Source organism: Pseudaminobacter soli (ex Li et al. 2025), assembly GCF_029892515.1.
GTDB classification, from domain to species: Bacteria; Pseudomonadota; Alphaproteobacteria; order Rhizobiales; family Rhizobiaceae; genus Pseudaminobacter; species Pseudaminobacter soli_A.
Genome location: NZ_JARXVF010000001.1, coordinates 2250526 through 2262393 on the forward strand (window position 1 = coordinate 2250526; position 11868 = coordinate 2262393).

The window sequence follows — 11868 nt, forward strand, 5'->3', positions numbered from 1 at the left end:
AGGTTGGAAACAGCCTCGGCTCGCCGCTTTTTATGGCATCAAGCCAGCTTGCCGATCATGCCCTTAACGAACCAGTTCATGCCACGGATGTCGGCATCGGACAGGACCGCGCCGGCCTGAACCTTGACGTTGCCGTCCTGGGCCTTCAGCTCTCCGGCGTAGGGATGGACCTTGCCCGAGCCAATGTCGGCTTCGAGTTGCTTGAGCCTGGCCTGTATTTCGGTCGGGATGACGGCGTTGTAGGGCGCCATCTTGACCACACCGGCGCCCAGGCCGTCCCAGTGCTCCTCCGATTTCCAGTTGCCGTCCAGCACGCCCTTGACGGCGCGCAGATAGTCGCTCGACCAGTCGAGCATGAAGGCGGTGAGATGATGCTTGGGGGCAAAGCTTGTGAGATCGCTGGCATAGCCGATCGAATAGGCACCTTGCTCGCCGGCAACCTGCACGCTGGCCCCGGTGTCGGTCATCGCGCAGATGACATCGCAGCCCTGCGAGATCAGCACCTTGGCTGCTTCCTTTTCCTTGCCCGGGTCGAACCACGAGTTGAGGAAGATGGCGTTGCAGGTGATGGTGGGATCGACGCTCTGCGCGCCGAGCAGAAGCGCATTGGCCGGGCCGACCACGTCGGGGATGGGGAAGCTTCCGACGAAGCCGATCTTCTTCGACTTCGACATATGGCCCGACGCAGCACCTGCCACGAAGGCGCCTTCGTAGTATTTCGCCTCGAACGTCCCGATATTGGCGGTGTGGACGATGCCCGAGCAGTGCTCGAATGCCACGTGAGGAAAGCGCGTCGCCACTTTCTGCATCGGCGTGCCGAGCGAGAAGCTGGTTCCGAAGATGAGGTTGTTGCCCGAGGAGGCGAGTTCGCGGAACACGCGCTCGGCGTCCTGCGGCAGGAAAATGCTGTCGAGCACGGTGACGGAGATCTTGTCGCCCAGCTCAGCCTTCACCGCGTCCAGCGCAAGGGCATGCTGCTTGCTCCAGCCGATCTCGGCGGCCGGCGAGGCATTGACGACACCGATCTTCAAGACCTCGCCCGCTTGGGCCTTGGTGCCGAGGATCGGAAAAGACATGGCGGCGCCGAGCGCGCCGCCATATTTGAGAAAGTCGCGTCTGGTAGTCTTTTTCATTGTTCCCTCTGCTCGCTGACCTGAATCTGGCAGATTTATTGTTCTTGGGTTCGATGCGGAGCGGGTGCTGGCCGCTCAAGCATTTGCTAGGGTTGCGACAGCAGACTATGCGGCAAGGTCTTGTCGCCCGGAATGTCGCCCCCAATCCAAAACATATCCAGAATTAAGCGCGCCGGTTGGCATCCCTTGAAACGGGGCCGCCGCCGGTTAGGATCGCGTTGTCCTGTCAGGCAGCCACGCGGAGCCGGCCATGCATGCGATCGTCGACGCCCAGCACGGTTTTGCCTTCGGCGAGGCCAGCTACCAGTCCGGCGGGATGTTCGGACCGCTTACCAAAAGCTATGTGTGCCTCGTGATGGTGCACGAGGGTGCTGCCCGGATCACCTGCGATGACACGGTCGTCAGGCTCGAGGCAGGGCAATGCGGCATCTTCCGTAATGAGCGCTTCTACCTGGCGGAATATGAACGGGGCCGGCGCGACCGGGTGACCTGGTGCGAGGCGTCGCCGGCCATCTTGCCGGAGTCGGTCGCCTTGCGCCTGCGCGACCTGCCGGCGCGCGTCGCAATATCGGAGCGCATCGAAGCGCTGCAACGTTTCGGCCTCGAATTGGGAACGGGGTCGGGCACCAGCCTCAACATGCTGCGCAACGCGCTCGGGCAGTCCCTGTTCATGGCCTTCTTCCACGAAGCGCACATGCTGGAAGCGGGGCTTGACGTGCCGCGCCCGGTCTTGCTCGCAAAGCAGCACATCGACGAGAACTTCAATCAGCCGATCAGCGTCGGCAGCCTGGCTCACTCGATTGCCATGACCCCGCAGCATCTGATTGTGCTGTTTCGCAGATATGTCGGCGAGACGCCGATCCGTTACCTCTGGCAGAAGCGGGCCGAGCATGGGCACTTTCTGCTGTTGCACACTGGCCTGACCATATCCGACATCGCCTATCGGTGCGGCTACAAGAACCCGTTCCATTTCTCGCGCCAGATCAAGCTGCATTTCGGCAAGTCGCCCAGGGAAGTTCGCTTGAACCGCGGCTTTCGCGTGCCCGCGGACGAGGTCGAGAACGCGGTCGATACCGTCTACCAAGCCGAATCTGAGGAGTGCGAAGGCAGGATCGCCCGGTCCGTTGCTGCAGTTAGCCGGCTGCAGGTATGACGGCGTAGGTCACGCCCTTTTGGCTTAACCCAACGGACAAAAACTCAGCGGGAGATGGCGTTGAGGAGCACGCGGTTCTGGCGCCGGAGGGCGGCGCGCAAGCCAGCGATGGTTGCCGGGTCATTCTTCACGAAGTCGATGAACATCATGTTCAGGTTGTTGAATATGAGTTCGCCGACCGAGCGGCCGTCGATCTCCAGGCCGATGAACCCCAGTTCCTGCAGACGCTCGATGAGCGCGCAGACCTGGTCGATCAGCGCATGGTCGAGCGCGGTATAGGTGCGGCCGAAGGGGCTTTCGGGCTGCTGGGTCGAAATCGCCATCGCCTGCCGCCACATCTCCTTGCTGAGATAGATCAGCGAGTGCTCGACATAGAGGCCGACCAGAGTGTCGACCGCGTCGTGCACATTGGCGGGCGGGTTGGCGACGACGCCGTGACCCGCGTTCAGGACCTCGTTGACTTCCATCGAGACGATGGCGACCAGGATGTCGCCCTTGTTCTTGTAGTAATTGTAGATCGTGCCGACGGAAACCTCTGCCTGCGCGGCGATCGTCTCGATCTTGGCGCGCTCATAGCCGGCTTCGCGAAACAGCTCCGCCGCCGCCTCGAGAATGCGACGGTGCCGGTCTGCCCTGTGCTTGGCCCTCAATCCGCTCATATGTCCACTCTGACCCGCGGGGCCCACTCTGGCACGAATTTACAATTGACTCAATTTTGGAATTGCTTCAATTTTCTTGCAACAAGCCATGAAGGCAAGAAGGGACACTCTAATGACCAACAATCTGCGATTTGCATTGAAGCGTGGCATGCGCGTCGCTGCCGCTGCATCGACCCTCGCAATGCTGGCCGGGACCAGCCCCCTGTCCGCGCAGGAGTTGAACGCGCTGATCTGGTGCGACCATGCCGATCCGGCTCTGCTGCAACCTTTCGAAGAAGCTAACGGGGTCAAGGTCAACGTCAAGGAGTTCGAGGGCACCGGCGCCGGCTTTGCCATCGTCGAGCAGTCCCAGCCGGGCGACTGGGACGTGATGGTGATCGATTCCATCGACGTGCCACGCGGCGTGGAGAAGGGGCTGTTCGAGCCGCTGCCGGAAGACAAGCTTCCCTTCGCCGACCTGTTCCCCGAAGTGAAGATGGACGGCAAGACCGTCGTCGACGGCAAGCGCTACGCGATTACGGAAAAGTTCGGCTACAACACGATCAGCTACAACAAGACCAAGGTCGACCCGGCCGACATGGAAACGCTGTCCTCGCTGACGGGCGACAAATACAAGGGCCGCCTCGCGATCTACGACTATTATCTCCCCGTGGTCGGCATGGCAGCACTTGCGATCGGCAAGAAGACCGCCGACCTCACCGAGGCCGACCTGCCGGCGCTCAAGGAAGAACTCTTGAAGATGAAGGCCAACGCCAAGCTGGTGGGCGAGGTGACGGCCAGCCAGACGGCACTTGCCACCGGCGAGGTCGATATCCTGGTCGGTGGCGGCGAATGGGTGACGGCGGGTCTCGCCAAGGAAAACCCGGCCCTCGACTTCTCCATTCCCAAGGAAGGCGGCGTCCTGTGGAGCCAGTCGCTGGCCATGTTCAAGGATTCCAAGAACAAGGATCTGGCGCTGAAGTTCATCCAATATGTGCTGAGCCCGGAAGGGCAGGCGCGGCTCGCCACCTCGTCCTGCTATTGGGGCATGCCGTCCAACAAGAAGGCGGCCCTGAACGACGACGAGAAGAAGACGCTGCGCTTCGACGAGCAGCCGGCCTTCCTGGCGCGCGCCCAGGCCTATCCCGCGCCGAACGCCGATCTCGACAAGAAGATGCAGGACATGTGGACCGAAATGCTGCAGGCCCAATAAGCCGGCGGCGATCGTGAGCACAAAGTCAGCTTCAGAACGAGCAACGCCCTGGGCGCTGGTTTCGCCGGCGCTCCTGTGGACGCTTTGCTTCTTCGTCCTGCCCTTCGCGGCCATGGCGGTGACGAGCGTGACAGCCAGCGATGGCGGCTTCACGCTCTCCAACTATGCGCAGTTCTTCCAGAACCCTGCCTATTGGCGGGCGATGGTGAATTCGCTGCAGGTCACGGCAATCGTCACCGTGGTTTCCGTGCTGCTCGCCTATCCGCTGGCCTGGATCCTGGCCGAGCAGGTGCCTGAGCGCTTCCAGCGGCTGGCGCTGATGCTGGCCGTTCTGCCCTTCTGGACCTCCTATGTGGTGCGCTCCTACAGCTGGCTTCTGGTGCTGGCGCAAAACGGCGTGGTGAACCGGGTGCTCACCGGGTCCGAGCTCTTTGCCGATCCGGTGCAACTCGCCAACACGCGGCTCGCGACTGTGATCGGCTTCGTGCATTTCTTCGTCATGCTGCTGACGCTGACGATCTTTGCCAATCTCAAGCAGCTCAGCCCAAGCTACCGCAAAGCCGCGGCCGATCTGGGCGCGGGGCCGGTCCGCACCTTCATCCATGTCATCCTGCCGCTGACGCTTCCGGGCATCATGGTTGGTGCGTTCCTCACCTTCGTGCTGGCGATCGGAGACTACATCACGCCGCAGATTTTGGGCGGCAACAATGAACTCCTGATGCCGCAGCTCATTATGATGCAGATCGGCCGGCGCGGCGATTTTCCGCTCGCCTCGGCGCTCGCGATCATCCTGATGGCGGTCGTGACGGTAGCCTACCTCGCCTCGGCGCGCTGGCTGAAGATCGAGCGGACCTGATCCATGCGTTCATTGGCAAAGATCCTCTCGACGGTTTACGCGCTGCTGCTCTACGGCTTCATCTTCCTGCCGGTCGTGGTGCTGGTGCTGTTTTCGCTGCAGGCGACGCAGTTCCCGATCCCGCCTTTCACCGGACCATCGACGCGCTGGTATACGGCAGTGCTGGCAGACTTGCGTCTCACCACCGGCCTCATGCACTCCATTCTGGTCGCCGTCACCTCGTCGCTGGCGGCGGTCACGCTCGGCTTCCTCAGCGCCTGGGGCTTTGCGCGCTTCTACCTGCCGGGCTCGGCCTTCTTGCGCGGGCTGATCACCCTGCCGCTGACGGTGAGCTACCTCATCATCGGCATGGGCCTCTTGGTGCTGTTCAACTGGGTGGGCATCCCGAAGTCGCTCGTGGCGGCGGGCATCGGCCATGTCGTGATCAACCTGCCGCTCTGCTTTGCCATCATCTACAGCCAGACGGGCGATCACCAGGTCAATATCGAGCGGGCCGCGCGCGATCTCGGCGCTCCCGAGTGGAAGGTGCTGCTGCTGGTCACCGTGCCGGTCATGGCCCCGGCGATCTTCGCCAGCTTCTTCCTGTCGATGACCTTCTCCTGGGACGAGTTCGTGATTTCGTTCCTGCTGACCCGCTTCGACACCACGCTTCCGGTGGAGATCTGGAATCTGCTGCGCTCGGGCCTCAACCCCAAGACCAACGCGGTCGGCTCGCTCGTCTTCGGTGTTTCGATCGTGCTCGTCGTGGCGTTCGAACTTTTGCTCTTTCGCAGGAAACAGTCATGAACGCGCCCCTGGTCGACGTCCGCAACGTCTCGCATCGCTTCGGGCAGACAAGCGTGCTGCATGACCTTTCGCTGCGCATAGAAGCCGGAAGCTATACGGTGCTGCTCGGCCCGTCAGGGTCGGGCAAGACGACGCTGCTTTCCATCCTCGGCGGCTTCGTTGTGCCGACCGAGGGCAATGTCTTCATCCGCGGCCAGGATTGCACCGCCGTGCCCCCGGCAAAGCGGCCGACCACGACCGTCTTCCAGGACTACGCGCTCTTTCCGCATATGAGCATCGGCAAGAACGTTGCCTTCGGCCTCAGGATGCGCGGCGTCGACGGGGCGACCCGGGCCGAGAGGGCCCGCACGGCACTGAAGCTCGTCGGCCTCGCCGATGCCTTCGACCGCAGGCCGCACCAGCTTTCGGGCGGTCAGCGCCAGCGCGTCGCGCTTGCCCGCGCACTGGTGGTGGAGCCGGCGGTGCTGTTGCTCGACGAGCCGCTCGGCGCGCTCGACCTGAAACTCAGGCGGCAGATGCAGGACGAGTTGAAGGCGCTGCAGAAAAGCGTCGGCACGGCCTTCGTCCACGTCACCCACGATCAGGAAGAGGCGATGGCGCTCGCCGATCATTGCGTGGTGATGAATGAGGGCCGCATCGAGGACGAGGGCGCGCCCGAGCGCGTCTATTCGCAGCCTGTGACGCGTTTTTCCGCGACTTTCATGGGCGAAAGCACGGTGATTTCCGGCACGGTCACCGACTTCCAATCAGGTATGATCACTCTCCGCACGCCGGTTGGGAATCTCAGCCTGCCGGGAGAGGCGACGCCCGGTTCCGCTTTCTCGCATGCGATCCGGCCGGAGCATCTGCTGCTTGGCGAGCCGGCGGGCGCTGTCGGCTTGGGCGAGGCAGTCGTGGGCGACGTGGTTTTCCAGGGCAGTTTCCGGCGCGTCCTTGCCACCTCAAAGCGCGATCCCGGCATCGTCTTCCTGGCCAGGCTGGCTACCGGCTCGCCGGTGGCGCCGGGCGACATTGTTGCTGTATCCTGCCGGCCTGAACACATCATTCGCCTCAAGGATTGACCCATGTCCGAGATCGCAAGGGTCGGCGCGGAAGACTGGTACGAGACCATCCGCATGGGCGACGGCGTCACGCTGATCCATGAGCCCTGGATAAAGCCCTTCTTCCGCTGCAACATCTGGCATGTGCGCGGGCGCGATCGCGATCTTCTCTTCGACAGCGGGCTCGGACATTTCAGCCTCCGCGACCATGTCTCGCTGGTCAGCGAGCGCAAGCTGGTCTGCGTGGCCAGCCACACCCATTTCGACCATATCGGCTGCCACCACGAGTTTCTGGAGCGCTGCGTGCACCGCGCCGAAGCAGAGATACTGGCCGATCCTCGTAACGAATGGACGCTCGCCGACCGCTATGCGACCGACGAGATGTTCGACCGGCTGCCGGAAGGCTGGGACGCTTCGCGCTATTCCATTTTGCCTGCACAGGCGGGACGAGTTCTGGAACATGGCGACGTCGTCGACCTCGGCGACCGGGCCTTCGAGGTGATCCACACGCCGGGTCATTCTCCCGGGGGAATTGCGCTGTTCGAGAAGAAGACGGGCATCCTGCTCTCGGGCGATATCGTCTATGATGGCCCGCTGATCGACGATGCCTATCACTCGCTGGTCGACGACTACGTCGCGACGCTGGAGCGCATGCGCGCGCTTCCCGTATCGATCGTCCATGGCGGGCATTTCCCGAGCTTCGGCGCCACGCGCTATCGCCAGCTTGTCGACGAATATCTCGCCTCGAAGCGCAAACCCGGCTGTCATCTGGCCGGCTGATCCGCCCCTCTGCCCGGCCGATCCTCTAGGAATCGACGGGCTCACCCAAAGCGCGGGATCCAACGGAAGCGGTGTTCCGGCGGGCTTTGTCCCACAGCCACCACAACAGCGGTAGGGCGATGAAGGACATGGCGATTGGCCTGAACCAGAGGTCCAGGAACTCCAGGACATGCCGCTCTGCGCCGCTGAAGCCGCACAGGATAATCGCGACTGATAGGACGATGCTTAGGACGCCGCCCCGCTCTTGCTGCCACAGATAGGCAATGGTGATTGCGGCCGGCACCGCCAGCATCATGTAGGTGTTCGTTTCGACGCGCGGATTGAGCACGGTCATGTAGAAGGCCGCTGTCAGGAAGATCGCCAGCGCGGCGAGGTTTTTCTCGGCCCGGCGGTCGAACCAGAGGACGGCAAGCAATGTCAGGGCGGCGCCCACGACGCGCACAACCGTACCAATGGATTGAGCGAGGGGCACGCCAATGGCCGTGAACGGGGCTGTAAAATCGGCCGGACGGAATGGCCCGGACTTGTCGACGCCCATGGACGTCAGCATGCGGAGGAATTCGTGATGCTGGGCGTTGACGTAGTCGACCGGCGCAAAGGCATAGGGAATCGCGAATACAAACAGCAGCGACAGGACCAGTACCGGGATCATTCTTGGCCGCAACGCGCCGCAAAGCAGGATCATGACGATTGCCGTGGGCTTGGCGATGAACGCGATCGATGCCCAGAGAAATGCCTCCGCACGCCGGCCTTCCAGCGTCGAAAATGTCAGCAGCCAGCAGGCGCCGGTCAGAAGAACGGTGGCTTGACCGTTGCGCATCGCGCCAAGCGACATCGGCAAGGCCAGGAAAAGGCTAAAGGACAGGAGCCAGATCGTATTCGGCCCGTTGATCTTGCGCACCTGCTTGACGACGGCAGCGGTCAACACGGCGAAGCAGACAAACCGCCACATGAAATCGCCGAAGACCGGCCCGAGCTTCCAGAAGGGGGTATAGAGCGCGGCAAAGGCCGGCGCATAGAGAAACCCCATCGACAGCTCGACATTGTAGAGCGGCTCATGGGCGAAGAACCTGTCCACGCTATGGCGGTAGACCGGCACCACGGCGCGTGACTGGGTAACGGCCGCGTGGATCGCAGCGATCAAAAAGCCCAAGACCCAAAGACCAGCGCCCAAACGGTCGTATAGCTGCCTCGAAATCGGCATGACACACACCCCATGATGGCCTTTCTCGGCCCTTGCCCGGCGCGCGACATATCACGAAGGACGCGCCGTGGCATAGAGGCGGCGCTTCGGCTTTCGGCGCCGTGCGACGAGGTCAGGTCACAAGCCGGATGAAAGAGGCGATCGTTGGGCACGCGGAGCACGCCGGCTGGATGGTGCTGCGTGCTCCCGTGCCCTTCCTCAATCATGCGCGAGTGAACACCCTCGGCGTCAGCCTTGGCTCGCCCTCCCAGCCGGCGGCCGGAAGGCGTGCGGCACAACTCTCCTGAGTTCGCGACGGATATGGTCGCTTCCATTCGCTCGACCGACCTGGAATTGGCCAATCAGTTCCGACAGTTGCTCTGTCTCCTGCGACAGCGAATGCGTGGCCGCCGTCGATTCCTCGACCATCGCCGCATTCTGCTGCGTCGCCTGATCCATATGGTTGATCGCGGAATTGACCTGCTCGAGCCCGGTCGCCTGTTCCTGCGCCCCGACAGCTATCTGGTTGACGACATTGTTGATGTCGGTCACCTGCTCCAGGATTCGTTCGAGCGACTTGCCGGTTTCCATCACCAGCTTGACCCCGCCTTCCACCCTGGTGGTGGAATCTGAAATCAACCCCTTGATCTCCCTGGCGGCTTCCGCCGAACGCTGGGCCAAGGCTCGCACCTCGGAAGCCACGACCGCAAAGCCGCGGCCCGCATCGCCGGCGCGCGCGGCCTCGACGCCAGCGTTGAGGGCGAGAAGATTCGTTTGGAAGGCGATTTCGTCGATGACGCCGATGATCTGGCCGATCTGCCGGGCCGACTTCATGATTTCGTCCATCGCTTCGACGGCCTGGCGCACGATAAGGGCGCTCTGCTTGGCGTCCTCGTCGGCGGCGATCACGACCTGGCGTGCATGTGTCGCCCCTTCGGCCGACGTCTTGACCGTTGCCGTGATCTGGTCGAGAGCCGCGGCCGTCTCCTCGAGGCTCGCAGCCTGCTGCTCGGTCCGGCGCGACAGGTTCTCAGCCGCCATCGCCATTTCCTGGGTGCCCGACTGGATGGCATTTGTCCGGCCGGAGACGCTTTGCATTGCCGTCTCGAGCTGCTCGATCGCGGCATTGAAGTCGCCTTGCAGCTGGTGATAGGCCTCGGGCATCTCCGCTTCCATCCGATAGGTCAGGTCCTTGGCCGCTAGCCTGGCCAAGCCGACGCCGATCGAGTCGGCCACCAGTGCCCGCTCCTGCCTGATCCCCTCCTGTCCGGCTTCCTCGGCCTTGCGGCGCTGCTCGTCCAAGGTCTCGAGATAGACGGAGATGGCCAAGTCCATGTCCAGCATGGCCGCCTTCACCAGGCACGACAACGATTCCGCCACGCTTTCGGCGCGCGACCCATTCATCCGCAGCAGGCTGGGCCACTGCTCTTTCACAACGGCGTGGATCAGCTGCTCGATAACCAGCGCATAGCCGCCGATATACCACCTGGGCTCAAGGCCAATCCGCGCGTGGGTCTGCCCGATCTTGAGGACAGCATCCACGTAGTCGTCATCGTAAGCTGCCGACGCAATGATCTGCCAATGCTCCTCCTGACGGCTCTTGGCGCCCGCCATGTGCCGGTCGTCGCCGAAGAATTTTCGTGTTGAGGGCGTCGCCTTCACCTTTTCATAGAAGGTGGCCAGGGCCGGTCCGAGCGACTGTTTGAGAACAGGCTGCAGCTTGCTCAGCGCCGTCCGCGCCTTCTGGTCCATTCCGATAAAATCGAGACGCTCATTCAAAGAGCTTTGGCGGTGCGCCGAATCCGTCATCAAAATTCCCCCACATTGCGTCCGCTCCTGGTGCCAGGGCGTCCTTCGCGGACAGATTTCTTAATTGATGCGATATTTCGTGGTCGACTTGCGGGGCTCGTGACGCAACCCTGCCTGTTCGTTCCGATGTTGCTGCGCAAACGACCTCCTATCGTTGCCCAGCCCCACTGGAGCGGTGCAGGAACACGTTTTTCCGGCCGCAGCTTTCCCCCTCAGTCATTCGCGCCCGTACACACGATCCGCACCCGGCAGTCCCTCCACATTCTGCGCAAGGGTTAGCCGCGGCTGCCGATTTCCGTCCACTCAGGTTGGAAACCTATATGTACGGTAACGAATGAACTATATCGTACATAACGAAGCGTTAATTGGCGATTAATTCCGATGTCTTCGCGCGCCTATTATTTCGCCGAAGGGCGACATCATTTGCGGGCCGCGCGGCACTTCAGTTTTTGTGATTTGCTGGCGCAAACGGCGTTCGGAAAGTTTCGAGTTGAAGCACAGGCTTCTGCATCGAGCGCGTGAACATAAGCCGAATAATCTATCCGGCTCCGAGCCAGATCAGCCCGCAATGCTTTCTGTCTAGAACAGCTCGCAGTCGCCGTCGTGGCGCGGCGCGTGCACGGTGTCGCCGGCGAGGCGGGCGGCGAGGTCGGACAAGGTGAGGGCGGCGAGGGCCGGGTGGGCGTCGAGCTGCCAGTCGGGGGAGGCGGTCGTGGCGAGGTCGGCGAGGAAGCCGGCCAGGGCGCACAGTTTTTGCTCGATGTGGTCGATGCCTTGCAGGGCCTGCAGGTAGTCCGGGTCGGGAGTGGCCGTGGCTGTGGCGTTGGCGGCGAGCGGATGCAGCCCGTTCACGGCTGCGGCCATGTCCTCGAGTTCGGCGCTCAGGCGTTCGAGCAGGGCGGGGACAGGCGTGAGGGCGGACGCGGACATGGGGCGGGTCTTTCGGGACTTTAGAAGAACTCGACGGCGCCGCTGGTCGGCGGTGGCGGCGGTGGGGCGGCGGGGGTGGCGAAGCCGGGGTCGCCGGTGAGCAGCGCCTGGCGGGCGCGGCCGGAGACCGGCCAGTATTCGATGCGGCGGCCGCGGTCGCCGCCGAGGTCGCCGCCAAGCACGGCGATGCCCTCGTGGCGCAGGAAGCTTTGCGCGAACTCGGCGTTGAGGGCGCCGATGTCGGCCAGCCCTTCGAGCGTGCGGGCGCCGCCGAACAGCTTGGCCTCGAGCCGCTGGCGCTGGGCGCCGCGCGCCAACAGCCCGTTGACCAACAGCTCCATCAGGTG

At 62.9% G+C, this 11868-nt stretch carries 11 protein-coding genes and 1 pseudogene; 6 read left to right on the top strand and 6 right to left on the bottom strand.

The features are described from left to right. Positions 1-38 precede the first annotated feature (38 nt). Positions 39-1133 carry a BMP family ABC transporter substrate-binding protein gene (locus tag M2281_RS10760; protein ID WP_280821046.1) on the bottom strand — a complete coding sequence of 365 codons (1095 nt, stop codon included), beginning with the start codon at positions 1131-1133 and terminating at the stop codon, positions 39-41. A 250-nt stretch (positions 1134-1383) separates the two neighbouring features. On the opposite strand from M2281_RS10760, the gene M2281_RS10765 reads away from it, so the two are divergent. Beyond that, the gene (locus M2281_RS10765; RefSeq protein WP_280821047.1) at positions 1384-2286 is read left to right on the top strand and encodes an AraC family transcriptional regulator; all 903 of its coding nucleotides are present in this window, start codon (positions 1384-1386) and stop codon (positions 2284-2286) included. Positions 2287-2330: 44 nt separating this feature from the next. On the opposite strand, the gene M2281_RS10770 is transcribed toward M2281_RS10765, so the two are convergent. After that, the gene (locus tag M2281_RS10770) at positions 2331-2945 is read right to left on the bottom strand and encodes a TetR/AcrR family transcriptional regulator (RefSeq protein ID WP_280821048.1); all 615 of its coding nucleotides are present in this window, start codon (positions 2943-2945) and stop codon (positions 2331-2333) included. 148 nt (positions 2946-3093) lie between these two features. Between M2281_RS10770 and M2281_RS10775 the strand changes: the two genes are divergently transcribed. Genes M2281_RS10775 through M2281_RS10795 form a run of 5 tightly spaced genes read left to right on the top strand, consistent with a single transcriptional unit; the run spans position 3094 to position 7599 of the window. Then, complete coding sequence (locus M2281_RS10775; RefSeq protein WP_425537712.1) at positions 3094-4137, top strand: polyamine ABC transporter substrate-binding protein; 1044 nt, start codon at positions 3094-3096, stop codon at positions 4135-4137. A gap of 13 nt (positions 4138-4150) precedes the next feature. Next, on the top strand, positions 4151-4993 hold the full coding sequence (locus M2281_RS10780; RefSeq protein WP_280821050.1) for an ABC transporter permease: 843 nt from the start codon (positions 4151-4153) through the stop codon (positions 4991-4993). Positions 4994-4996: 3 nt separating this feature from the next. After that, positions 4997-5779 carry an ABC transporter permease gene (locus tag M2281_RS10785; protein WP_280821051.1) on the top strand — a complete coding sequence of 261 codons (783 nt, stop codon included), beginning with the start codon at positions 4997-4999 and terminating at the stop codon, positions 5777-5779. After that, positions 5776-6840: an ABC transporter ATP-binding protein gene (locus M2281_RS10790; RefSeq protein ID WP_280821052.1), complete on the top strand. Its 1065-nt coding sequence runs from the start codon at positions 5776-5778 to the stop codon at positions 6838-6840. Before M2281_RS10785 ends, M2281_RS10790 begins: the two co-directional genes overlap by 4 nt. A 3-nt stretch (positions 6841-6843) precedes the next feature. Beyond that, entirely contained in the window at positions 6844-7599 is a 756-nt protein-coding gene (locus tag M2281_RS10795) for an MBL fold metallo-hydrolase (RefSeq protein WP_280821053.1), read from the top strand. A 25-nt stretch (positions 7600-7624) separates the two neighbouring features. On the opposite strand, the gene M2281_RS10800 is transcribed toward M2281_RS10795, so the two are convergent. The 4 genes and pseudogenes from M2281_RS10800 to M2281_RS10815 form a co-directional block, all read right to left on the bottom strand. Next, the gene (locus M2281_RS10800) at positions 7625-8803 is read right to left on the bottom strand and encodes a glycosyltransferase 87 family protein (RefSeq protein WP_280821054.1); all 1179 of its coding nucleotides are present in this window, start codon (positions 8801-8803) and stop codon (positions 7625-7627) included. A gap of 228 nt (positions 8804-9031) precedes the next feature. Next, positions 9032-10591 (bottom strand): globin-coupled sensor protein, encoded by a 1560-nt coding sequence (locus M2281_RS10805; RefSeq protein WP_280821055.1) that lies wholly within the window; start codon positions 10589-10591, stop codon positions 9032-9034. Between the two features lie 579 nt (positions 10592-11170). Then, positions 11171-11521: a hypothetical protein gene (locus M2281_RS10810; RefSeq protein WP_280821056.1), complete on the bottom strand. Its 351-nt coding sequence runs from the start codon at positions 11519-11521 to the stop codon at positions 11171-11173. A gap of 20 nt (positions 11522-11541) precedes the next feature. After that, positions 11542-11868, bottom strand: a pseudogene (locus M2281_RS10815) (chemotaxis protein CheD); the annotation flags it as partial.

What these genes read in the sequence shown, in the direction of transcription:
- M2281_RS10760 (WP_280821046.1), bottom strand. Translation starts at nt 1,133, where the DNA reads ATGAAAAAGACTACCAGACGCGACTTTCTCAAATATGGCGGCGCGCTC.
- M2281_RS10765 (WP_280821047.1), top strand. Translation starts at nt 1,384, where the DNA reads ATGCATGCGATCGTCGACGCCCAGCACGGTTTTGCCTTCGGCGAGGCC.
- M2281_RS10770 (WP_280821048.1), bottom strand. Translation starts at nt 2,945, where the DNA reads ATGAGCGGATTGAGGGCCAAGCACAGGGCAGACCGGCACCGTCGCATT.
- M2281_RS10775 (WP_425537712.1), top strand. Translation starts at nt 3,094, where the DNA reads ATGCGCGTCGCTGCCGCTGCATCGACCCTCGCAATGCTGGCCGGGACC.
- M2281_RS10785 (WP_280821051.1), top strand. Translation starts at nt 4,997, where the DNA reads ATGCGTTCATTGGCAAAGATCCTCTCGACGGTTTACGCGCTGCTGCTC.
- M2281_RS10790 (WP_280821052.1), top strand. Translation starts at nt 5,776, where the DNA reads ATGAACGCGCCCCTGGTCGACGTCCGCAACGTCTCGCATCGCTTCGGG.
- M2281_RS10795 (WP_280821053.1), top strand. Translation starts at nt 6,844, where the DNA reads ATGTCCGAGATCGCAAGGGTCGGCGCGGAAGACTGGTACGAGACCATC.
- M2281_RS10800 (WP_280821054.1), bottom strand. Translation starts at nt 8,803, where the DNA reads ATGCCGATTTCGAGGCAGCTATACGACCGTTTGGGCGCTGGTCTTTGG.
- M2281_RS10805 (WP_280821055.1), bottom strand. Translation starts at nt 10,591, where the DNA reads ATGACGGATTCGGCGCACCGCCAAAGCTCTTTGAATGAGCGTCTCGAT.
- M2281_RS10810 (WP_280821056.1), bottom strand. Translation starts at nt 11,521, where the DNA reads ATGTCCGCGTCCGCCCTCACGCCTGTCCCCGCCCTGCTCGAACGCCTG.